The sequence below is a fragment of the Limnohabitans sp. genome (assembly GCF_031538885.1).
Taxonomy (GTDB): domain Bacteria; phylum Pseudomonadota; class Gammaproteobacteria; order Burkholderiales; family Burkholderiaceae_C; genus Limnohabitans.
Window position 1 is genome coordinate 1 of record NZ_JAVKLW010000110.1, and the last position, 21,504, is coordinate 21,504.

Annotated in this window: 22 protein-coding genes; 3 read left to right on the plus strand and 19 right to left on the minus strand. The window is 53.4% G+C overall.

The genetic code is table 11. The annotated features are described in order from the left end of the window. Window positions 1-276 precede the first annotated feature (276 nt). Genes RMS03_RS08810 through RMS03_RS08840 form a run of 7 tightly spaced genes read right to left on the minus strand, consistent with a single transcriptional unit; the run spans window position 277 to window position 6,748 of the window. A complete protein-coding gene (locus RMS03_RS08810; RefSeq protein ID WP_310626702.1) occupies window positions 277-756 on the minus strand; it encodes a molybdenum cofactor biosynthesis protein MoaE in 480 nt (159 codons plus the stop codon). Between the two features lie 15 nt (window positions 757-771). Next, the gene (gene moaD, locus RMS03_RS08815; RefSeq protein ID WP_310626703.1) at window positions 772-1,023 is read right to left on the minus strand and encodes a molybdopterin converting factor subunit 1; all 252 of its coding nucleotides are present in this window, start codon (window positions 1,021-1,023) and stop codon (window positions 772-774) included. Beyond that, the gene (gene glp, locus RMS03_RS08820) at window positions 1,020-2,261 is read right to left on the minus strand and encodes a gephyrin-like molybdotransferase Glp (protein ID WP_310626704.1); all 1,242 of its coding nucleotides are present in this window, start codon (window positions 2,259-2,261) and stop codon (window positions 1,020-1,022) included. Before glp ends, moaD begins: the two co-directional genes overlap by 4 nt. Next, window positions 2,258-2,788, minus strand: a complete 531-nt coding sequence (gene mobB, locus RMS03_RS08825; RefSeq protein WP_310626705.1) for a molybdopterin-guanine dinucleotide biosynthesis protein B — start codon at window positions 2,786-2,788, stop codon at window positions 2,258-2,260. Before mobB ends, glp begins: the two co-directional genes overlap by 4 nt. Beyond that, window positions 2,785-4,218 (minus strand): threonine synthase, encoded by a 1,434-nt coding sequence (thrC, locus tag RMS03_RS08830; protein WP_310626706.1) that lies wholly within the window; start codon window positions 4,216-4,218, stop codon window positions 2,785-2,787. Before thrC ends, mobB begins: the two co-directional genes overlap by 4 nt. Then, window positions 4,218-5,528, minus strand: coding sequence for a homoserine dehydrogenase (locus RMS03_RS08835; protein ID WP_310626707.1), 1,311 nt, complete (start codon window positions 5,526-5,528; stop codon window positions 4,218-4,220). The genes thrC and RMS03_RS08835 overlap by 1 nt, the downstream gene beginning before the upstream one ends. Beyond that, the gene (locus RMS03_RS08840) at window positions 5,525-6,748 is read right to left on the minus strand and encodes a pyridoxal phosphate-dependent aminotransferase (RefSeq protein WP_310626708.1); all 1,224 of its coding nucleotides are present in this window, start codon (window positions 6,746-6,748) and stop codon (window positions 5,525-5,527) included. The genes RMS03_RS08835 and RMS03_RS08840 overlap by 4 nt, the downstream gene beginning before the upstream one ends. A gap of 64 nt (window positions 6,749-6,812) precedes the next feature. Here RMS03_RS08840 and RMS03_RS08845 point away from each other — a divergent pair, with 64 nt between their 5' ends. From RMS03_RS08845 to RMS03_RS08855, 3 genes are all read left to right on the plus strand, one after another. Beyond that, complete coding sequence (locus RMS03_RS08845) at window positions 6,813-7,199, plus strand: Mth938-like domain-containing protein (RefSeq protein ID WP_310626709.1); 387 nt, start codon at window positions 6,813-6,815, stop codon at window positions 7,197-7,199. Window positions 7,200-7,340: 141 nt separating this feature from the next. Continuing rightward, the gene (locus tag RMS03_RS08850) at window positions 7,341-7,820 is read left to right on the plus strand and encodes a peroxiredoxin (protein WP_310626710.1); all 480 of its coding nucleotides are present in this window, start codon (window positions 7,341-7,343) and stop codon (window positions 7,818-7,820) included. Window positions 7,821-7,975: 155 nt separating this feature from the next. Next, on the plus strand, window positions 7,976-9,628 hold the full coding sequence (locus tag RMS03_RS08855) for a PhoH family protein (protein ID WP_310626711.1): 1,653 nt from the start codon (window positions 7,976-7,978) through the stop codon (window positions 9,626-9,628). Between the two features lie 3 nt (window positions 9,629-9,631). On the opposite strand, the gene dnaB is transcribed toward RMS03_RS08855, so the two are convergent. The 12 genes from dnaB to RMS03_RS08915 all read right to left on the minus strand — a co-directional run bounded on the left by dnaB (window position 9,632) and on the right by RMS03_RS08915 (window position 21,470). Next, window positions 9,632-11,041: a replicative DNA helicase gene (gene dnaB / locus RMS03_RS08860; RefSeq protein ID WP_310626712.1), complete on the minus strand. Its 1,410-nt coding sequence runs from the start codon at window positions 11,039-11,041 to the stop codon at window positions 9,632-9,634. Window positions 11,042-11,188: 147 nt separating this feature from the next. Next, complete coding sequence (gene rplI / locus RMS03_RS08865; protein ID WP_310626713.1) at window positions 11,189-11,641, minus strand: 50S ribosomal protein L9; 453 nt, start codon at window positions 11,639-11,641, stop codon at window positions 11,189-11,191. An 11-nt stretch (window positions 11,642-11,652) separates the two neighbouring features. Continuing rightward, window positions 11,653-11,934 carry a 30S ribosomal protein S18 gene (gene rpsR, locus RMS03_RS08870; RefSeq protein ID WP_044397946.1) on the minus strand — a complete coding sequence of 94 codons (282 nt, stop codon included), beginning with the start codon at window positions 11,932-11,934 and terminating at the stop codon, window positions 11,653-11,655. A 12-nt stretch (window positions 11,935-11,946) separates the two neighbouring features. After that, a complete protein-coding gene (gene priB / locus RMS03_RS08875; RefSeq protein ID WP_310626714.1) occupies window positions 11,947-12,237 on the minus strand; it encodes a primosomal replication protein N in 291 nt (96 codons plus the stop codon). A 20-nt stretch (window positions 12,238-12,257) separates the two neighbouring features. After that, on the minus strand, window positions 12,258-12,623 hold the full coding sequence (gene rpsF, locus RMS03_RS08880; protein ID WP_310626715.1) for a 30S ribosomal protein S6: 366 nt from the start codon (window positions 12,621-12,623) through the stop codon (window positions 12,258-12,260). A gap of 131 nt (window positions 12,624-12,754) precedes the next feature. Continuing rightward, complete coding sequence (locus tag RMS03_RS08885; RefSeq protein ID WP_310626716.1) at window positions 12,755-14,233, minus strand: NAD-dependent succinate-semialdehyde dehydrogenase; 1,479 nt, start codon at window positions 14,231-14,233, stop codon at window positions 12,755-12,757. Between the two features lie 15 nt (window positions 14,234-14,248). Then, on the minus strand, window positions 14,249-15,547 hold the full coding sequence (gene gabT / locus RMS03_RS08890) for a 4-aminobutyrate--2-oxoglutarate transaminase (protein ID WP_310626717.1): 1,299 nt from the start codon (window positions 15,545-15,547) through the stop codon (window positions 14,249-14,251). Between the two features lie 23 nt (window positions 15,548-15,570). After that, a complete protein-coding gene (locus tag RMS03_RS08895) occupies window positions 15,571-17,058 on the minus strand; it encodes an aldehyde dehydrogenase (protein ID WP_310626718.1) in 1,488 nt (495 codons plus the stop codon). Between the two features lie 76 nt (window positions 17,059-17,134). Next, window positions 17,135-18,535, minus strand: a complete 1,401-nt coding sequence (locus RMS03_RS08900; protein WP_310626719.1) for a DUF3138 family protein — start codon at window positions 18,533-18,535, stop codon at window positions 17,135-17,137. 30 nt (window positions 18,536-18,565) lie between these two features. Then, window positions 18,566-19,411, minus strand: coding sequence for an ABC transporter permease subunit (locus RMS03_RS08905; RefSeq protein ID WP_310626720.1), 846 nt, complete (start codon window positions 19,409-19,411; stop codon window positions 18,566-18,568). Continuing rightward, window positions 19,408-20,328: an ABC transporter permease subunit gene (locus RMS03_RS08910; RefSeq protein ID WP_310626721.1), complete on the minus strand. Its 921-nt coding sequence runs from the start codon at window positions 20,326-20,328 to the stop codon at window positions 19,408-19,410. The genes RMS03_RS08905 and RMS03_RS08910 overlap by 4 nt, the downstream gene beginning before the upstream one ends. A 14-nt stretch (window positions 20,329-20,342) precedes the next feature. Further along, a complete protein-coding gene (locus RMS03_RS08915; protein WP_310626722.1) occupies window positions 20,343-21,470 on the minus strand; it encodes a polyamine ABC transporter ATP-binding protein in 1,128 nt (375 codons plus the stop codon). Window positions 21,471-21,504 lie beyond the last annotated feature (34 nt).

Sequence of the window (21,504 nt, forward strand, 5' to 3'; positions counted from 1 at the left end):
GAAACCGTGACGGATGAGGAATTGACTATGATTGAAAACCGATTGAATCACCGCCCCAGAAAGCGACTAGGATTCAAGACACCTCACGAGGTATTCCATGCCTCGTTAAAGCGTGTTGCACTTCGTCCTTGAATCCGCCGCTTTTAACTGAGGTTGCGTGCGCTTATTTCAAGAGGAATCAGGCTGCGTGGCATTGACTTATGTCAAAGGCCATATTGGCACAGATGCATGCTGGATATGTGCACTACACCACACAAAGGCAACAGAGATGGCGGCTTAAGAAAAGGTATTTTTCGCTTCAATGCCCCAGCGCACCAAGGTTTGGTCATCGCTGACTCGGGCATCGACCCAACGGGCACCGTCGGGCGTGAGTTCTTTTTTCCAAAATGGCGCTTGGGTTTTGAGGTGATCCATCAAAAACTCGCAAGCCTTGAAGCTCTCACCACGGTGGGCCGAAGTCACGGCGACCCACACAATTTGATCTTCAGGGTGCAGCAAGCCCACGCGGTGAATCACACGGGCTGCATAAATGTCAAAGCACTTTTTGGCTTCAATCATCATGGCCGAGATGGATTTCTCGGTCATGCCAGGGTAATGCTCGAGTTCCATGCTAGCGACAGAACTGCCGTCGTTGCGCTCGCGCACAGTGCCTAGAAACGAACAAACTGCCCCCACACGCGCGTCACCCGCACGCAAGGTGGCAAGCTCCTCGCTCACATCAAAGTCTTGGGTTTGGATGCTGACGGTGAAGGACATGACGTGCCTCTTGGTTTAACCGCCCGTGACCGGCGGAAAGAAGGCCACTTCACAGCCTTCGCTCAAAGTGGCCGATTCATCACACAGGTCTTGGTTCAAGGCCATGCGCACCGCACGACCATGAGCCAGTACTTCGGCATAAGCGCCACCGCGCGAGATCAACTCATCCCGCAATGCTTGAAGCGTGATCGCTTGCGTACTCATGCTTTCACCGCCCTGCCCGATGGCTTCACGAATGGATGCGAAGTATTTCAAGGTCACGTTCATACCAGCCACTCCGCAAAGGAAATAAAGCGAACGGTATCGCCTTTGGCAACGGTTTGCCCAGCAGGGTTATCCACCACGCCATCACCCCACACAGCAGAAGTGAGCACACCTGAGCTTTGGTTCGGGAACAAATCAAGGCCACCTTGGGCGTTGCGTTTGACACGCAAAAACTCGCGGCGTTTGTCGGCACGGGGCCAATCGAAATTAGCCGTCATGTCAGTGCGAGCAATGTCAGTCTGGGTGACACCTTGCAAGGTCAACACAAACGGACGCACCAACAACAAAAAGGTCACAAAACTAGACACAGGGTTACCGGGCAAGCCCATGAAGTGACACGCATCGGTCCCTGCCTCGCGGTTCACCTTTCCATAGGCAAATGGCTTGCCGGGCTTGATGGCCAACTGCCAAAGGTTCAATTCGCCCAAGCTCTCCACCGCAGGTTTGATGTGATCTTCTTCGCCGACTGAAACGCCACCGCTGGTCAAAATCAAATCATGATGCTGGGCCGCATCACGTAAAGCGGCGATGGTGGCTTCGCGTTTATCGGGCACGATGCCAAGGTCGGTCACCTCGCAGCCCAAGCGCTGCAACATGGCACGCAGGAAGAAGCGGTTGGAGTTGTAAATTGCCCCCGCTGGCATGGCTTCAGGAGCCACATCACCAGGCATAACCAACTCATCACCCGTCGAGAACAAAGCCACACGCGGCCGTATAGACACTTGTAGCTGCGCCAAACCAATGCTTGCAGCCAAGCCCAATTCAGCAGGTGTTAAACGAGTGCCTTTGTTCAGCACGGTGGCACCGCGTGTGACATCTTCGCCCGAGCGACGAACCCACTGCCCAGCGGGCACAGCCTTGTTCACTTTGACTTGTCCGTCCTCTAAGGCGTCGCAGTCTTCTTGCATCACCACAGCATCTGCACCCATTGGGATGGGGGCACCGGTAAAGATGCGTGCAGCCTCACCTGCGTTGATTTGTGTACCTTGTGTGCCAGCAGGAATGCGCTGCGTCACGCACAGCACCGCGCCTGCTTGCACGCAGTCAGCCACTCGCACGGCATAGCCGTCCATTGAGCTGTTGTCTTGCGGCGGCACTTGCAGAGCAGAGGCTACGTCTTGCGCCAGCACGCGACCATCGGCCTCAAAAGTAGACACCCATTGCGAATCGGTCAACGCACGGGCTTGCGCCAGCAGTTGCGGCAAAGCATCATCGAGCGAGAGCAGAGCAGTACGGGTCATAGCAAAGGTGGGTTGTATTCAAAACGGTCTTCGTTGGCCACTAACCATTCGGTGATGGCATAGGCATCATTGAGGTCAAGCACAGGGCGTTGCGTGACTTCTGGGAGGTCATGCGGGGAATCGGTGGCAATGGCAACCACAAAGTCATCTTCTGGGTAGCGCACGGGCTGCTCAGAGGCCTTGCGCCAAACTTCCACCTTGAGCAAATCGCTTTTCTTAAAGCCTTCAACCAAGACCCAGTCCACGCCTTCATACACCTCGGCCAACAAGTGATGCACTGAGAGTTGTGCGGGCTGCTCAAACTGGCGCTGCAAGACCAAGCGTTGGTTAGACGCCACCAGCACCTCAAACGCCCCCGCCTCGCGATGACGCCAACTGTCTTTGCCGGGCTTGTCGATGTCAAAGTTGTGGTGCGCGTGCTTCACCACAGAGACACGCAAGCCACGCATGCGTAGGCAGCCAATCAGTTGCTCCACCAAAGTGGTTTTCCCTGAGCCGGAATAGCCAGCAAAGGCAACGACCTTCATGCGCGGTCGCAATGCTGGGCAATGTAGGCTTTGATTTGCGCCACATCCGCCTTCATCACGTGCGCTCGCTTTGGCAAGGCTTCGATGCCTTCAAACTTGGCTGGCCGATGAGGCTCTTGACCCAAAGCCTCCACGATGGTGGCCGCAAACTTGATGGGCAAGGCAGTCTCCAACACAATCATCGGCACGCCGACTTTGACGTGTTCACGCGCCACTTTCACGCCGTCTGCCGTGTGGGTGTCGATCATCTCGCCGAAGCGTTTGTGCACGTCTTGGATGGTCGCCAAACGGTTGGCGTGTGTACTCTTGCCGCTGGCAAAACCGTAACGCGATGCAGCTTCTGCAAAGTGAGGATTGCCGCTCAGGTCGAACTTACCATTCTTCGAAATTTGGGCGCCAAACAAGTCTTTGGTCAACGCCGCATCGCGACCGAGCAAGTCGAACACAAAGCGCTCGAAATTGCTGGCTTTGGAAATGTCCATCGATGGACTGGACGTCTCGTGCGTGTCTGCACTGCCGCGCACGCGGTACACGCCAGTGCGGAAGAACTCGTCGAGCACGTCGTTCTCATTGGTGGCAGCCACCAAGGTATCCACTGGCAAACCCATCATGCGGGCCACATGGCCAGCACATACATTGCCAAAGTTGCCACTCGGCACGGTGAAGCTTACCTTTTGGGTGTTGGCTGTGCTCGCTTGGAAATAGCCTGCAAAGTAATACACCACTTGGGCCAACAAGCGCGCCCAGTTGATGGAGTTGACGGTGCCAATCTTGTATTTGGTTTTGAACTCCAAATCATTGGACACGGCTTTGACCAAATCTTGGCAATCGTCAAACACGCCTTCAATCGCAATGTTGTGGATGTTCTCGTCCATCAAGCTGAACATTTGCGCTTGTTGGAACGGGCTCATGCGACCGTGTGGACTGGTCATGAACACGCGCACACCCTTTTTGCCACGCATGGCGTATTCAGCTGCACTACCCGTATCGCCACTGGTCGCACCAAAAATATTCAGCTCTTCGCCACGACGCGCCAACTCATATTCAAACAAATTGCCGAGCAATTGCATGGCCATGTCTTTGAACGCGAGCGTAGGGCCGTTGGACAACGCCGCCGCCCACAAACCATCTTCCAAGAGTCGCAACGGCACGATGGCCTCAGTCCCGTACACCTCTTTGGTGTAGGTCTTGGCGCACAAGGCTTTCAAGTCAGCCGCAGGAATGTCGTCGATGTAGAGCGACAGCACTTCAAACGCCAAAGCGGCATAGCCTTGGGTTTGGAAGGTAGTGCGCAACCGGGTCAGCGCTGCATCGTCCACCTGTGGGTAGTGCTCAGGCAAATACAAACCGCCATCGGGAGCCAAGCCCTCAAGAAGAATTTCACAAAAACGCTTGCGCTCGGCGTGACCGCGCGTGGACAAATACAGCATCAGTTCAACTCTTCTTTGCGGATGCGGGTGATCGGGGCCAACACGGTGCTGAGTTGTTGCATCTCAGCAAGGGCTTGGTTCATCTTGGCTTCCACACAGTCGTGAGTCAGGATGATGAGGTCGGTGTGGCTCTCGCCCTCACCAGCTTCGCGCTGCAACACCGCATCAATGCTGATGTCGGCGTTGGCCAAAATGCCCGTGACCTTGGCGAGCACACCCGCTTGGTCGGCCACTCGCAAGCGCAGGTAGTAACTGGTGACCACTTGGGCCATCGGCAAGATAGGCAAGTTGCTCATGGCATCGGGCTGGAACGCCAAATGCGGTACGCGGTTGAGTGGGTCTGCGGTGTGCAAACGTGTGATGTCCACCAAGTCGGCAATCACCGCACTCGCGGTGGGCTCGCTGCCCGCGCCTTTGCCGTAATACAAGGTGGTACCAACGGCATCCGCTTGCACCATCACTGCGTTCATCGCACCTTCGACATTGGCAATCAAGCGCTTGGCAGGCACCAAGCAAGGATGCACGCGCAGTTCGATCCCTGCAGCCGTGCGCTTGGAGATACCCAAAAGTTTGATGCGGTAGCCGAGCTGCTCGGCATACTTGATGTCTTGCGATTCGAGTTTGGTGATGCCTTCGACATACGCCTTGTCAAACTGCACAGGAATACCAAAAGCAATGGCTGACATGATGGTGGCTTTGTGCGCCGCATCCACGCCTTCGATATCAAAGGTGGGATCAGCTTCTGCGTAGCCCAAGGCTTGTGCTTGCTTGAGGACGTCGCCAAAGGTCAAGCCTTTGTCGCGCATCTCAGACAAGATGAAGTTGGTTGTGCCATTGATGATGCCAGCCAGCCACTGAATACGGTTAGCCGTGAGACCTTCGCGCAAGGCCTTGATGATGGGGATGCCACCCGCCACGGCAGCTTCGAACGCCACCATCACGCCTTTTTTGTGTGCAGCAGCAAAGATTTCGGTCCCATGCACCGCGAGCAAGGCCTTGTTGGCCGTCACCACATGCTTGCCCGCTTCAATCGCTTCGAGCACCAATTGTTTGGCAATCCCATAACCGCCAATCAACTCGACCACGATGTCAATCTCAGGGTTGGCGATGACTTTGCGCGCATCGTCGACCACCTGCACATGATTACCCACAATGCTATTGGCACGTGCCACATCGAGGTCGGCCACCATGGTGACTTCAATGCCGCGACCGGCACGACGTTGAATTTCTTCTTGATTGCGCTTGAGCACTTCAAACGTGCCGCTGCCTACAGTGCCAATGCCTAAGAGGCCTACTTGAATCGGTTTCATGCTTTTCTGCTTCGGTAGTTTTCTAAGAATTTTGCGATGCGTGAGATGGCCTCACGCAAGTCGTCTTCGTGGGGCAAGAACACGATACGGAAGTGGTCCGTCGTCTTCCAGTTAAAGCCCGTGCCCTGCACCAGCATGACCTTGGTTTCTTGGAGCAGTTCCAAGAAAAACTGCTGGTCGTCTTTGATGGGGTAGACCTTGGGATCTAGGCGCGGGAACATGTACAGCGCGGCCTGTGGCTTGACACACGTCACCCCAGGAATGGCAGTGATGAGTTCATAGGCCAAGTCGCGTTGCTTACGCAAACGACCGCCCTCGCCCACCAAATCATTGATACTTTGGTAGCCGCCCAAGGCGGTTTGAATGGCCCACTGTCCTGGCACGTTGGCACACAAGCGCATGTTCGAGAGCATGTTGAGGCCCTCGATGTAATCGGCTGCTGGCTTCTTGTCGCCAGAGACCACCAGCCAACCCGCGCGATAGCCGCAGGAGCGGTAGCTCTTGGACAACGAATTGAAGGTGAGCGTCAACACGTCTTCGCTCAAGCTGGCAATAGGCGTGTGTTTGACGCCGTCATACAACACCTTGTCGTACACCTCGTCGGCAAAGATGATCAAGCCATGCTGGCGTGCAAGCTCGACGATTTGCAACAACAACTCGTCTGAATACAAAGCACCTGTGGGGTTATTGGGGTTGATGACCACAATGCCCTTGGTGTTCTTGGTGATCTTGGCGCGGATGTCTTCGATGTTGGGCATCCAACCGTTTGACTCGTCGCACACGTAATGCACAGGCGTGCCACCCGACAGGCTAACCGCCGCCGTCCACAGCGGATAGTCGGGTGCGGGCAACAGCAACTCGTCGCCGTTGTTGAGCAAGCCATTGGTGGCCATGACGATGAGCTCACTCGCGCCATTACCCAAATAAATGTCATCGAGCGTGACGCCTTTGATGCCTTGCTTTTGCGTCTCGTGCATCACCGCTTTGCGGGCGCCAAAAATGCCTTTGCTGTCCGAGTAACCCGCAGAAGTGGGCAGGTTGCGGATCATGTCTTGCTGGATCTCTTCAGGCGCGTCAAAGCCAAACACGGCCAAGTTGCCAATGTTGAGCTTGATGATCTTGTGGCCTTCCTCCTCCATTTGACGCGCTCGGTCCATGATGGGGCCGCGAATGTCATAACAGACGTTGGACAGCTTGTTGGATTTTTGGATCTGCTTCAAAGTCCCTCCGAGGGCTCTTTTACGGGGTGAAACCTATAATTTGACCACAGATCTCAAGGTATTTATGAAATTACAACCCGATCGCATCGAGACCCAGTCCGTCACCGCCTATGGCTTGGGATGGATCGCCGTCAAAGGCGAAAAAATCACGCACAGTGTGCTCATCACCTCCGAGGGCCTGCGCCTCGATTGGCATTGCACAAGTTTTGACGAGTTAGGCCCAGAACATTTCGCACAACTGGCTGGATTGGAGGTGGAGTTGGTCATCTTTGGCAGCGGTGAGCAACTGCGCTTTCCTAGGCCTGAATGGCAAGTTGGCCTGATGCAACGCCGCATCGGGCTAGAAACCATGGACACACAAGCAGCTTGCCGTACCTACAACATCTTGGCGGGAGAAGGCCGTAAAGTGGCGGCGGCACTCATCATCGAAACATCTGCGAGTAAGTATTAAGAACTGGTGCTGGCTAAATGACACGATGTCATGGATTGACCGCATACTTCTAAGTTAAAATAATGGGTTGCTGGAAGGGGGCTGTCTCGACAGTCGCCTCCTTCATCCGGCCGTTTGAACTGTCACACCTGATTGAGCGCTATGGCAATTGTTGTCAACAAACCCCTCCCCGAATTTGAAGCCAATGCAACAAGCGGCATCAAGGTTACCAACAACTCGCACACAGGCCAAATGATGGTCTTGTACTTCTATCCCAAGGACAACACGCCTGGTTGCACAACCGAAGCGATGCAGTTCCGCGACAAGTACAAAGATTTCGTCAAAACCGGTGCTTTGGTATTTGGCGTGTCGCGCGACAACATGAAATCGCATGATGAGTTCAAAAACAAACTTGAATTACCGTTTGAACTGATTGCCGACACAGAAGAAAAAATGTGTCACATGTTTGGTGTTGTCAAAAACAAGATCATGTATGGCAAAAAAGTCAAAGGGATTGAGCGCAGCACCTTTTTGATTGGTGCCGATGGCTTGCTAAAAGAAGAGTGGCGTGGCCTCAAAGTGCTGGGGCATGTGGACGATGTACTCAAAGCCGTGAAGGCTTTGAAGAAGGCGTCTACCTGAAACAGGTCACCTCCCATGTCATAGAGCTCGGTTATAGTGGCTTCATGACATTGACAGAAGCGAACACGTTTCACACCACAAGCCGCCTTGGCCTCCAGGCGGCTTTTTCGCTGTTTACATCTACTTTTTGCGTTTCAACTTTTTAAATTTCATCTATGCCGCTGCCCCCTGCCCCTGCCAAACGCGCCGCGTTGTTAAACACAGAGAAATTAGATGCGGCCCCCGCAAAATCGCGCAGCACACGCAAGCCAGCGCCGCGCCATGAAGAGCGAATCGCACACGAACATGCTGCACCAGCCAAAGCGCAGGAAATATCACCAACAGTGAAGCAGGAACCACACGAGGAGATGCCAGCCTATAAAGGCGAACGCAAAGCGACACCCGCTCGCACAGCAACCCCCAAGAAATTCAAGCACACGGGTCCGGCCAAGTTGTTTGTGCTCGACACCAATGTGTTAATGCACGACCCCATGTGCTTGTTCCGTTTCGAAGAACATGATGTGTTCCTGCCCATGATCGTGCTCGAAGAGCTAGACAGTCACAAAAAAGGCATGACCGAAGTGGCGCGTAATGCGCGCCAAACCAGCCGCTCTCTCGACGCTTTGGTCGCCTCTCACAACGCCGACATTCTGACGGGTATCAAACTCGATGGCACAGGTCATAGAGAGGTGGACGGTCGTTTATTCTTCCAAACCGAGCCTCTTGATTTCACGCTTCCATCTAGCTTGCCCCAAGGCAAGGCTGACAATCAAATCCTGGGCGTCGTCGAGGCCTTGCGCGTCAAATATGCACAACGCGAAGTGGTGTTGGTGTCCAAGGACATCAATATGCGGGTCAAAGCGCGAGCCTTAGGCTTGGCCGCAGAGGACTACCAGAACGACAAAACATTGGAAGACGGCGATCTGCTCTACTCAGGCGCGTTGGCTCTGCCCGAAGACTTTTGGTTCAAACATGCCAAGTCCGTCGAAAGCTGGCAAAGCGGCAGCAGCACCTTTTATCGGTTAAGCGGCCCACTGGTGCCCGACCTGCACATCAACCAGTTTGTGTATTACGAGTCCGCTGGTGAGCCCAGCCTATATGCCCGTGTGACCGAAATTCGTGGCAAAACGGTGGTGCTGAAAACACTGAAAGATTTCACCCATCTTAAAAATGCCGTCTGGGGTGTGAGCACCCGTAACCGCGAACAAAACTTCGCAATGAACTTACTCACTGACCCTGAAATTGACTTCGTCACCCTTACTGGCACAGCAGGTACAGGCAAAACACTCATGGCTTTGGCCGCTGGCCTAACTCAGGTACTGGATGACCGCCGTTACACCGAAATCATCATGACCCGCGCCACCGTTAGCGTGGGCGATGACATTGGCTTCTTGCCTGGCACGGAGGAGGAAAAAATGGGCCCTTGGATGGGCGCTTTGGACGATAACCTTGAAGTGCTGGCAAAAACAGAAACCAACGCAGACGAATGGGGGCGTGCCGCCACCAACGATTTGATTCGCAGCCGCATCAAAATCAAGAGCTTGAATTTCATGCGCGGGCGCACCTTCTTGAACAAATACCTCATCATCGATGAAGCACAGAACTTGACGCCCAAGCAAATGAAAACGCTCATCACACGCGCAGGCCCTGGCACCAAAATTGTTTGCATGGGCAACTTGGCACAGATTGACACGCCCTACCTCACAGAAGGCTCATCGGGCTTGACGTATGCGGTAGACCGCTTCAAAGGCTGGCCACACGGGGCGCACATCACTCTAGCCCGTGGCGAGCGCTCGCGACTCGCTGACTTTGCCAGTGAAGTGCTTTAAGATTTAATAGTCACCACTGTTGTACCCACTGGCCAAGCTTTCGAACTTGGTGAGTGGCTTCAAGAAAGCCAACTTGACAGTACCCGTGGGGCCATTGCGTTGTTTACCAATGATGACCTCGGCCACACCGGGATCTTTGGACTCTTTGTTGTAGTAATCGTCGCGGTAAATGAACATGATCACGTCCGCATCCTGCTCAATGGCACCAGACTCACGCAAGTCGCTCATCATGGGCCGTTTATCGGTGCGCTGCTCCACACTTCGGTTCAGCTGAGACAAGGCAATCACGGGGCATTGCAGCTCTTTGGCGAGCATCTTCAAGCCGCGAGAAATTTCACCAATCTCTGTGGCGCGGTTATCTCCGCCGCTGCTGCTAGAGCCGCTCATCAATTGCAAATAGTCGACCACGATAAGGCCTAGCTTGCCGCATTGCCGGGACAAACGGCGTGCGTTCGCACGCAGCTCACTCGGAGTCAAACCTGGCGTTTCGTCGATGTGCAGCGACACATTGCGTAGCTTTTCAATGGCTTCGGTCAAGCGTGGCCATTCGTCATCGCTCAACTTGCCTGTACGTAAATGACCTTGGTCCACGCGTCCAATCGAGCCCACGATACGCACAGCCAGCTGCGAAGCGCCCATCTCCATCGAGAACACAGCCACTGGCAAACCTTCATTCAAAGCCACGTGCTCTGCAATATTGATGGCCAACGCCGTTTTACCCATGGAGGGACGTGCGGCCAACACAATCAAATCGCCGGGCTGCAAGCCAGAGGTCATGCGGTCAAAGTCGACGAAACCTGTAGGCACACCCGTGATGTCATTTTGGTTGTCGGCCATTTCTTGCACACGGTCAAGCAGCTCCACCACCAACTGCGGCATGGCTTGAAAGCCCTGCTTCATGCGCGAGCCTTCTTCGCCAATGTTGAAGATTTTTTGCTCGGCCTCATCCAAGATTTGCGCCACAGCCCTGCCCTGTGTGTTGAAGGCATTGGTGGCAATCTCATCACTGGCCGTCACCAGCTTACGCAGAATCGAGCGCTCGCGCACGATCTCGGCATAGCGACGAATATTGCTGGCGCTGGGCACGTATTGCGCCAAGGCGTTGAGATAGCCCAAGCCACCGACTTCTTCGGCCTTGCCGAGGGTCTGCAAGTATTCGTAAACCGTGATCACGTCAGCCGGACGGCTGGCATTCACCAAAGTGCCGATGGCAGCGTAGACTTGTTTGTGCTCGTACCGGTAGAAGTCGCTATCCACCAGCAAATCACCGACACGGTCCCATGCCCCATTGTCCAACAACAAGCCCCCCAACACGCTGGACTCCGCCTCAATGGAGTGCGGCGGAATGCGAAGTTGTGCAATTTGCTGGTCGTGAGAAAAGCTTTCATCAAAGCTGGGCGATGCGGCAGACATAATGATCCTGTAAAACACACATCCTAAGCGCAGAGACATCCAACGCTCGGGATAACCCTGTGGATAACAGGTGGGTTAGCTGGGGAAATACAAAGAACAAATAAAAAAAAGCCGCTCCGAAGAGCGGCTTTTGCGATGCGCAGAAACTTAAGCCGTTTCGCCATATACAGAAACCGTGATGTCAACGATCACGTCCGTGTGCAAAGCCACGCCCACAGTGGTGTCACCCACAACCTTGATAGGCCCGTGAGGCATGCGAATTTGTGCCTTAGCAACTGGGAAGCCTTCCTTCGTCAACGCTTCTGCGATGTCGTGGTTGGTCACAGAGCCGAACAAACGACCATCCACACCCGCTTTTTGGCTGATCTTGACGGCTTTACCAGTCAACTTCTCACCTTGAGCTTGTGCAGCAGCGAGCTTCTCAGCAGCAGCCTTTTCGAGTTCAGCGCGGCGCACTTCGAATTCTTTGATCGCAGTTTCAGTGGCGCGACGTGCGCGACCTGAAGGGATCAAAAAGTTACGGGCGTAACCGTCTTTCACACGGACGATTTCGCCGAGGTTGCCGAGGTTCACGACCTTGTCGAGCAGAATAATTTGCATGGTCGGTCTCCTTAGATCTTGTGCTGGTCGCTGTATGGCACCAAAGCCAAGAAGCGGGCGCGCTTGATGGCAGTGTTCAGCTGACGTTGATAAATAGCGCGTGTGCCTGTCAGGCGTGCGGGGATGATCTTGCCGTTTTCAGCAATGAAGTCACGCAAGGTGTCGACGTCTTTGTAGTCGATCTCTTCAACGCCTGTGACGGTGAAGCGGCAGAAGCGCTTGCGCTTGAAAAGCAATGATTGCGTGTTGCGCTTTGGGCGCTTGTCTTTGTTGAATTTCTTGAATGTGGCCATGATCTGGGCCTCCTATGAAATTTGCTGAAAATCTTGAATGTGAAAAACGACGTTTTTGCTCTGACGAGGTGAGGCTAAAAAGCCGCTGAACAGCCAAGGGCTACCGAGGGGAAGCTGCGCTAAACGCTCAGCCAATGATCCCAAGGCGACTGTTTTGACGGTTGCTTTGACTTGTCGTTTTTGCCCTGCTTCTTGAATTTCAGACTCGTGTTCGAGACTCAAATCAATCGCAGGCAAACCGGCTGGGGTGTATCGCAGGGCCGAAGCCTCCACAACACAAGCATTCAAAACAACGTGGTTCAAACCTTATCGGTCGACAGCAATTAAGCTGCGAACTCGGCTTGCTGGCTCTTGCGAGCCTCTTCGCGCTCGACGGTCTTCATCATGATCGAAGGTGCTGTATCAGCCTTCTTACGCAAGACCGTCATGTGACGCAACACAGCATCGTTGAACTTGAACGCGTGTTCGAGTTCAGACATCACTGCTTGGCTAGCTTCGATGTTCAAGCAAATGTAGTGAGCTTTAGCGAGCTTATTGATCATGTAGGCCAACTGGCGGCGACCCCAGTCTTCCGTACGATGAATGGCACCACCACCAGCGGTGATCATGCCTTTGTAACGCTCCAGCATGGCTGGAACTTGTTCGCTTTGATCCGGGTGGATCAACAAAATGATTTCGTAATGACGCATGGACACTCCTTGTGGATATGAAGCTGCCCGCGGCGTCTGACGCGTGGCAGCAAGGGAAAAGCTTATGATTATAACTAATATTTAAACACGCTTCGCACGCGCGCGAAGCGCATCATCAAACCAATCAACCGTTATTTCAAAATATCCCCAACGCAAAGGTACTTAATCTCAACATAGTCATCGATACCGTGGTGTGATCCCTCACGACCAAAACCTGATTGTTTGATTCCACCGAAGGGCACATGTTCAGTCGCCAAGAGGCCCACATTAATACCGACCATCCCGTACTCTAGGGCTTCGCTCACGCGAAAGATGCGCCCTACATCGCGGGTATAGAAGTAACTAGCCAAACCAAACTCCGTGTTGTTCGCAGCGAAGATGGCGTCTTGCTCTGTCTTGAATTTGAAGATAGGGGCAAAGGGGCCAAAGGTTTCCTCGCGGGCGCAAACCATGTCAGCATTGGCATCAGCCACCACCGTAGGCTCAAAAAACTGACCTTGCAAACGCTTGCCCCCCATCAGCACACGGCCACCTTTGGCAATGGCGTCTTGCACATGGTGCTCAACCTTGGCAACGGCCGATGGCTCAATCAAAGGCCCTTGGTTGACGCCATCATCAAAGCCATTACCGACCTTCGCTGTTTTGACTTTGGCTGCGAACTTGGTCGCAAACTCCTCGTAGACCGACTCCTGCACATAAAAGCGATTGGTACACACGCAGGTTTGCCCTGCATTACGGTATTTGCTGGCAAAGGCGCCTTCCACGGCGCTGTCGATATCAGCATCATCAAACACAAGAAACGGGGCATTACCACCTAGCTCAAGTGAGAGTTTTTTGATGGTCGGCGCTGACTGCGCCATCAATATACGACCCACTTCGGTAGAGCCCGTGAAGCTGATATGACGCACCACATCACTCGCGCAGAACACCTTGCCAATCGAGATACTTTGTGCGCCATCGGCTGTGACGATGTTCAATACACCAGGTGGGATGCCTGCTCGCATCGCCAACTCTGCGGCAGCAAGTGCCGTCAATGGCGTTTGTTCAGCTGGTTTGATGATGACAGGGCAACCCGCTGCAAGCGCTGGCGCAACCTTGCGGGTAATCATGGCCAGCGGGAAGTTCCAAGGCGTGATCGCCGCACACACACCAATTGACTGGCGCAGCACCAACAAGCGCCTGCTGTTGTCAAACTGAGGCAAGGTTTCGCCGTTGATACGTTTTGCCTCTTCAGCAAACCACTCCACAAAACTCGCGCCATAAGCAACCTCGCAGCGTGACTCTGCCAAAGGCTTACCGTTCTCGGCGGTCATCAAACGCGCCAAATCTTCCGTATTGGCCATCAGTAGTTCGAACCACTTACGCAAAATAATGCTGCGTTCTTTGGCGGTTTTGGCACGCCAAGCAGGCCATGCCGCATTGGCTGCGGCAATCGCTGCTTCAGCATCCGTTGCGCCTAAATTAGCCACATCCGCTAAGTGCCCCCCCGTGGCAGGGTCTGTCACGGCAAATCGCTGACTGCCCGATACCCACTGGCCATTGATGAGGGCATCGGTTTTGAACAAGCCAAGGTCATTCAGTTGTGCGAGAGGAGAGGTTTTGGTATTCATGCTGTATCTCCAAGACTAGGCAGCCACTGCGGCATGTAATGCCTCGGCCAATATAGTTAGCCCCTCGTCCAGCACAGCATCGCTCACCACCAGCGGTACAAGAATACGCACCACATTCGCATACACACCACAGGTGAGGATGATGAGGCCTCGCTTTTGAGCTTCAGTCGCAAGCCGTTTGGTCAAGTCTGCATCAGGCTGATGCGGATCGCTGTGTTTACACAACTCCAAGGCGACCATTGCACCTAATCCACGCACATCAGCAATGCAACCAGGAAGTTTTTGCTGTAGTCCCTGCAAGTACGCCCGCATACGCTGTCCTATCGCTTGAGAGCGCACTAACAGCTTCTCTTGCTCAAATACATCGAGCACAGCCAGTGCGCTGGCGCAGGCCATCGGGTTGCCCGCGTAGGTGCCGCCGAGGCCACCCAGAGCAGGGGCATCCATGATCTCTGCGCGACCAATGATGGCCGACAACGGCATACCACCCGCCACCGACTTGGCCATGGTGATCACATCGGGCGACACGCCCCATTGCTCGCAGGCCAACCAAGTACCCGTGCGGCCCGCCCCCGTTTGCACCTCGTCAGCAATCAGAACAATGCCGTGTTCATCACAGAGTTTGCGCAAAGCTTGTGCGAATTCTGGCGGGGCCACATAAAAGCCCCCTTCACCCTGCACTGGCTCAAGAATGATGGCGGCCACGCGGGCCGGTTCAATATCGTTTTTGAAAATGGCTTGTATCGAATCAAGCGCATCTTGCACACTGACACCATGTAGTTGATTGGGGTAGCGGGCATGGTAAATCTCGGCAGGGAAAGGCCCAAACCCAGCTTTATAAGGCACCACTTTGCCCGTCAGGGCCATGCCCATCAAGGTACGACCGTGAAAGCCACCACCGAAAGCAATTACCCCTGCACGCTTGGTGTACGCACGTGCGACCTTGATCGCGTTCTCTACGGCCTCTGCCCCTGTCGACATGAAAAAACATTTCTTATAGAAGTCGCCTGGCATTTTGGCGATCAATTTTTCGGCCAACTCCACATACGACTCATAAGCCAACACCTGAAAGCAGGTGTGCGTATGACGCTCCATTTGACGTTGCATCGCGGCAAGCAAAGCGGGGTGACTATGGCCAGTGTTCATCACCGCGATACCCCCCGCAAAATCAATATAGCGCTGGCCTTGCACGTCCCAAATCTCGGCGCCTAGGGCGCGCTCAATAAAAATCTCAAAGCCTTGCCCTAAACCAGATGGCAAAGCCGCACGTCGGCGAGCCATCAGACTGGCATTTGTTTTCGTTGGAGTGAGCATGTTGTTTTCCTTCTTTTTCTCTGTTAGATCGGACTGTCGATACGAATCCAAGTGGTTTTCAGTTCGGTGTACTTGTCAAAAGCGTGCAACGACTTGTCGCGACCTACACCGCTTTGTTTGTAGCCGCCAAAGGGAACGGTGATGTCATCTTCGTCGTACTGATTCACATGCACGGTGCCAGCGCGCAGCGCACGGGCAACCCCATGTGCGCAGTTGATGTCACGCGTCCAGACCGAAGCCTGCAAGCCGTAAATATTGTCATTGGCAAGGCGTACTGCCTCATGTACATCATCAAATTCAATCACACTCAACACTGGGCCAAAAATTTCCTCACGGGCAATGGTCATGTCGTTGTGTACACCGTCAAAAATCGTCGGTTGCACATAAAAACCACCCGTCTCCACACGCGTTGCCGCACCGCCAGCGATCAATCGAGCACCATCTTGACAGCCCTTGTCGATGTAACTCAACACCGTCTCCATTTGCGCGCGATCTACCAGAGCACCCATCACCGTATCTTTGTGCAAGGGGTCGCCAGGTTGGTACTTCGGTATAAGTTGCAACGCACGCTCTAAAAAGTCATCCTTAATCTTGCGATGTACCAACAAGCGTGAAGGCGCGTTACAGCTTTCACCTTGATTAAAGAAAATACTACCCACCGCAGTTTGCACCGCCCGATCCAAATCAGGGCAATCATCCATCACGATAAAGGGGGACTTGCCACCCAACTCTGTCCAGGTGCGCTTGAGATTGCTTTGCCCAGCCATGATGTGAATTTGCTTGCCCACACGGGTTGAACCCGTAAAGCCGATGCCATCCACGTCCATATGCAAGGCCAGTGGGCTACCAGCCTCAGCACCCAAGCCTGGCACCACATTGAAAACACCAGGGGGTACACCCGCTTGCACGGCAAGTTCGGCCAAACGCAGTGCCGTCAATGGTGACTTTTCACTCGGCTTGAGCACCACCGAATTGCCACAGGCCAACGCTGGCGCAATTTTCCAAGCGGCCATGATCATGGGGTAGTTCCACGGAACGATCACGCCAATCACCCCCATCGGCTCACGGGTGATGAGCGCCAGCGCCTGCTCAGGTGTAGGTGCAATTTCGTCGTACACCTTGTCAACAGCCTCGCCATACCAGCGGATGCAATTGGCAGCACTGTTGACGTCTACGCTACGCGCATAACTGATCGGTTTGCCCATATCCAAGGTCTCTAGACGGGCCAGCTCGTCACCATGCGCCACGATCAACTCGGCAAAACGAATCAACACACGTTTGCGTGATGCAGGAGCTAAACCACGCCAGCGTTTGTCAACAAACGCTTGACGCGCCGCCTGTACCGCCAGATCAATATCAATGCCATCACAACGAGCGACCTCGCACAGCACTCGGCCATCGACTGGTGAGATGTTGTCAAATCGTGCGCCAGATTGGGCCCAGCAGCGTTGCGCGTTGATGAAGGCGCGACCATCGAAGGCCATCTCAGAAGTGGCTGCAATTTGTGTCATGGGAATTAAAAGTAGAAGTCTAAAAACTCCCCAGCAAATCCGCAGGTCAACACCACGGATCTGCTGGGGTTAAGCATCAGAATGCAAAAACGAGAGACGAACTGAACATGAGGTTGTTCTTCTTGTATGAGGCATCACGCGCGTCATAAAACACACGCCCGCTGGCACCGTCGTAGCGCAACTCGGTCTTGAACCACGTGCCCGTCGTCCACAAGCCGCTACCAGGTGTATGGTTCGCGCTGATCAGGTAACTCGTGCCAATTGACAAAGCGTAGCGGTTCACGCCACTCTGTCCATCAGTGCCACTGCCATCGGCCAACATCGGCAGACCAAAACCGTTGCGTTGGTCAGGCGTATAAATGTCGTTATTCCGCGAACCAACAGAACCAAACACCCCACCGCCATTCTTGTGGTTGCGGATGTAGTCGGCACGTCCTGTCAACTGCAACCTTGGGGTAATTTTGTAGCCCAAAAGGCCAGACACCCCAGTCCAACTGGCTTTCATCGCATTGCCCGCATCATCCAGATTGCTCGCTAATCCTTCTGCCGTACCCACGCCGATTTGACCTTGCATCGTCCAATCGCCACGAATGAAGTAGCCATCCATTTCAAACAAATTGACTTTTGTCCCGTTGTCAAACGTGTGCGTACCCGCCAAACCAAAACCGCTGTACTCGCCTTTGGCGTAGTCAGCGCGGTAAGTCAGCCCTGGTTTGGAACTTGGTGCTTGGCGCGTGGCATTGATATTGCCGATCAAAAATTTGCTAACCCATTTATCACGCGTGAACTCCATGCCAGCGCCGCTGTAGTAGCTGGGAATGGTGAAGTCGAACAACAAATTGTGGCTGATCAAAGGTTGCAAGTTGGACCAATAGTATTCATACCCCGTCCAGTCTGGAAGCTGCCCAGCGAAAACGCGTGTACTGGGCCCATCAATGGGCAAAGACACCGAAGCCTCGTGCACGATCGTCCCAGTGTTGTAACCCGAACTAGCCGACTTGTGTGGCGCCAGCGTCAAGCGCCACTTCTGACCTGCATCGGTTTCTTTTTGCAGGTCCAGAACGGCCACTCCAAAATAAGAGTTGTCATAAGAATAGCTACTAGAGGCTGGAGAATTTTCAGTTGGGCGAGTGTTCTCGCTTTCCAAATTACCTAAGAATACAAACCCCGAGGTGTCCTGACGCTTGTTATACACATAGGTTGGGTCAATCATGCCGCTGATGCGAAGACCTTTGAAACCCAGCGACTCAGTATTGTCCTCGGCGGCTTCCACCTTGGCACGAATGCGGTTGAACTCATCGGGATCGATTGCAGCAGGTTTTTGCGATGGCAACTGCTTCTCCAATTGCATCATCCTGTCTTTGATACTCTGCAACTCTTTGAGCAAGTCGCTATTGCTTTGCGCATGCGCCGTGCCATGCAGCCCAATGAAGGCGCAAACAGCAAGGGCCAACGAGGTCTTCTGGTTCAGTTTCATGAAACGCTCCTTTGTGGTGAATATAAAAAATCAAGCGGATTTGCTGGGTGATTCCTGCTTCCAGGCCAATGCCATGTCACGTGCGCGCTGACGCTCTTGGCGGGCCATCCAAAGGCTCCCTATCAGCAAAGCAATGCCAACCACCAAGACCGTTAGCGTGGCCACGACATTGACCGTTGGGTTCAGCCCCAACTTGGCACGGGAGAAAATCACAATCGGCAAGGTGTTGCTGCCAGGCCCTGACAGGAAAGCCGAAATCACAACATCGTCGAGCGAAATCGTGAACGTCAACAACCAAGCGGACATCAACGCCTGAGCGATCATCGGCAAAGTCACCAAGCGAAAGACCTGAACCGGTTTGGCACCCAAATCAAGCGCCGCCTCTTCGAGTGACTTATCCACTTCCAACAACCGTGACTGCACCACAACGGTGGCATACGACATGCCCAGCAAGGTGTGCCCAATGATGATCGTCAACATACCTCGCTCTAACTGGATAGCCACCAGCATCAGCAACAACGACAGTCCCACAATCACTTCTGGCATCACCATCGGTGCATTCACCATGGATGAGAACATGGCACGGCCTCGGAATCGCTTGTAGCGCACCAAAGTCAACGCGGCCAATGTGCCAAGCACCACGGCCAATGTGGCGCTGATCAATGCAACCTGCAAAGACAACTTAAACGCGTCAACGATGTCTTGGTCTTGCATCAAATCGCTATACCAATGGAAGGTAAATCCCCCCCAAAGCGTGACCATTTTGGAATCGTTGAACGAATAAACAATCAGCGTAGCAATCGGTAGATAGAGAAAGAAATAGATGCCAAACATCCAACCCAAACTCAATCGTTTGCCCCAGCGTGTCGGTTTCATAGGCGGCCCCCTGCGTTCTCTGCGGCTTGAATTCTGTTAAACCAAGCCATAGGACCTAAGATCAAAACGATCATCACAACTGCAACGGCTGACGCCATAGCCCAATCGTTGTTGCTAAAAAATTCGTCCCACAACACACGTCCGATATTGAGGGTATCTGGCCCCCCTAGCATTGCTGGAATCACATACTCGCCGACACAGGGAATAAAAACCAACATCGCACCCGCAAGAATGCCATTACGCGACAACGGAACCGTGATGCGCCAAAAGGCTGTCCAAGGTTTAGCGCCTAAATCGGTCGCGGCCTCTAACAAACGCAAATCCATCTTGACCAAATTGGCATACAGCGGCAACACCATGAATGGCAGATACACATACACCATTCCCACCAGCAGCGAAAACGGGGTATGCATCATGTGCAAAGGTTGCGAAACCACGCCCATGACAAGCAACAACTGATTTATCAATCCATTGGTGTCCAACAGACCTTTCCAAGCGTAAATACGCAACAAAAAAGAAGTCCAAAACGGCAACATCACCAACATCATCAAAACAGGTCGCAACGTGATGGGTGCTCGAGCCAAAAAATAAGCAAAGGGATAACCAAGGAACAAACAAATCACCGTTGTCACGATCGCATAACCGAGCGAAGACAAATAAGTTTTGAGGTACAGCGAGTCGCTCAGCAAAAAAACATAGTTAGAGAACTTAAGCCGCAACTGGACAACTCCGTCTTGCGTACTGAACATATTGAGAAAACCAATACCCGTATCAGACAGCTCGGACACGCTGATCTTGCACACAATCAGAAACGGCAAAAGAATGAACAAGGACAGCCAAACATAAGGTGTGCCGATCAAGCTCCACCGGCCCCAAGGCTGGCCCGATATGCGGGATAAGAGAGGTTCTTGCGTCATAGTGCTCTCCGTTGTCACTGTGTTAACACCACCACATCGCTACCATCCCACCAAGCCCAAATGGCATCCCCCACACTCAAGCACCGTTCCTCATGGCGGGCGGCATTGGACAGCGTGACTTTCAGTGTCATCTCCTGATCCACACGCACGTGATAAGTCGAAAAACTACCGAAGTAAGCCAAACCTGTAATCACCCCTTGAACTTGGTTATGACCCATTTCTTGAGGCAGTTCACGCTCTTCGAGCTTGGGCTCTGTCAAACTGAGACAAATTTTTTCAGGCCGCAATGCCACGGCAACCTTCATGCCAAAAGTCCCCGTAATACCGTGACTGACGTAGTGCTTGCACTGCGGGCTCTCAATCACAACATGGTCAGGCTTATCGACAACCAGGGGGCCAGAAAATAAATTCACATTGCCAATGAACTCCGCCACGAAACGGCTATTCGGCGTCTCATAAATATCCATGGGCGCACCCAATTGCAAAATGCGACCATCTCGCATGACAGCAATGCGATCTGCCATCGCCATCGCCTCCTCTTGGTCGTGGGTCACCATCACACAGGTCACCCCGACCTTCTTGAGGATATTGACCAACTCAATTTGCGTTTGCTCACGTAATTTTTTGTCTAACGCACCCAATGGCTCGTCTAACAACAGCAAGCGAGGACGCTTGGCCAAGCTACGCGCCAACGCAACGCGTTGCTGCTGCCCGCCAGAAAGTTGATGCGGTTTGCGTTGAGCAAACGCTTTTAACTGCACCAAGGCCAGCATCTCTTGCACACGCGCTCGCACCTCACTTTTAGGTAAACCATCACGCTCTAAACCGAATGCAATGTTCTGCGCCACCGTCAAATGAGGAAACAGCGCATACGACTGGAACATCATGTTGATAGGACGTTCATAGGGCGGCAACTCGTCAATCGCCTCACCAGCCAAATAAATGGCACCACTGGTGGGGCGCTCAAAACCGGCCAACATGCGAAGCAAGGTGGACTTGCCACAGCCAGAGCCTCCGAGCAGCGCAAAGATTTCACCCTGTTGAATATCCAGCGTCACCTGGTCAACAGCCTTGGCCTCATCAAAATGCTTGGAGAGTTTTTCTATGTGCAGGAAAGATCCTGAACCAAGTGCAGCGGTCATTAAAAAATCCTTGAAATGCAGCGTCGAACGGACC

Bases quoted from the DNA above. Each gene is read 5' to 3' on its own strand.
- rpsR (WP_044397946.1), bottom strand. From the start codon at position 11,934: ATGGCCACATTCAAGAAATTCAACAAAGACAAGCGCCCAAAGCGCAAC.
- rpsF (WP_310626715.1), bottom strand. From the start codon at position 12,623: ATGCGTCATTACGAAATCATTTTGTTGATCCACCCGGATCAAAGCGAA.
- RMS03_RS08845 (WP_310626709.1), top strand. From the start codon at position 6,813: ATGAAATTACAACCCGATCGCATCGAGACCCAGTCCGTCACCGCCTAT.
- mobB (WP_310626705.1), bottom strand. From the start codon at position 2,788: ATGAAGGTCGTTGCCTTTGCTGGCTATTCCGGCTCAGGGAAAACCACT.
- moaD (WP_310626703.1), bottom strand. From the start codon at position 1,023: ATGAACGTGACCTTGAAATACTTCGCATCCATTCGTGAAGCCATCGGG.
- RMS03_RS08855 (WP_310626711.1), top strand. From the start codon at position 7,976: ATGCCGCTGCCCCCTGCCCCTGCCAAACGCGCCGCGTTGTTAAACACA.
- RMS03_RS08885 (WP_310626716.1), bottom strand. From the start codon at position 14,233: ATGAATACCAAAACCTCTCCTCTCGCACAACTGAATGACCTTGGCTTG.
- rplI (WP_310626713.1), bottom strand. From the start codon at position 11,641: ATGCAAATTATTCTGCTCGACAAGGTCGTGAACCTCGGCAACCTCGGC.
- thrC (WP_310626706.1), bottom strand. From the start codon at position 4,218: ATGCTGTATTTGTCCACGCGCGGTCACGCCGAGCGCAAGCGTTTTTGT.
- RMS03_RS08810 (WP_310626702.1), bottom strand. From the start codon at position 756: ATGTCCTTCACCGTCAGCATCCAAACCCAAGACTTTGATGTGAGCGAG.
- RMS03_RS08900 (WP_310626719.1), bottom strand. From the start codon at position 18,535: ATGAAACTGAACCAGAAGACCTCGTTGGCCCTTGCTGTTTGCGCCTTC.
- dnaB (WP_310626712.1), bottom strand. From the start codon at position 11,041: ATGTCTGCCGCATCGCCCAGCTTTGATGAAAGCTTTTCTCACGACCAG.
- RMS03_RS08905 (WP_310626720.1), bottom strand. From the start codon at position 19,411: ATGAAACCGACACGCTGGGGCAAACGATTGAGTTTGGGTTGGATGTTT.
- RMS03_RS08910 (WP_310626721.1), bottom strand. From the start codon at position 20,328: ATGACGCAAGAACCTCTCTTATCCCGCATATCGGGCCAGCCTTGGGGC.
- glp (WP_310626704.1), bottom strand. From the start codon at position 2,261: ATGACCCGTACTGCTCTGCTCTCGCTCGATGATGCTTTGCCGCAACTG.
- RMS03_RS08915 (WP_310626722.1), bottom strand. From the start codon at position 21,470: ATGACCGCTGCACTTGGTTCAGGATCTTTCCTGCACATAGAAAAACTC.
- RMS03_RS08850 (WP_310626710.1), top strand. From the start codon at position 7,341: ATGGCAATTGTTGTCAACAAACCCCTCCCCGAATTTGAAGCCAATGCA.
- RMS03_RS08895 (WP_310626718.1), bottom strand. From the start codon at position 17,058: ATGACACAAATTGCAGCCACTTCTGAGATGGCCTTCGATGGTCGCGCC.
- RMS03_RS08835 (WP_310626707.1), bottom strand. From the start codon at position 5,528: ATGAAACCGATTCAAGTAGGCCTCTTAGGCATTGGCACTGTAGGCAGC.
- gabT (WP_310626717.1), bottom strand. From the start codon at position 15,547: ATGCTCACTCCAACGAAAACAAATGCCAGTCTGATGGCTCGCCGACGT.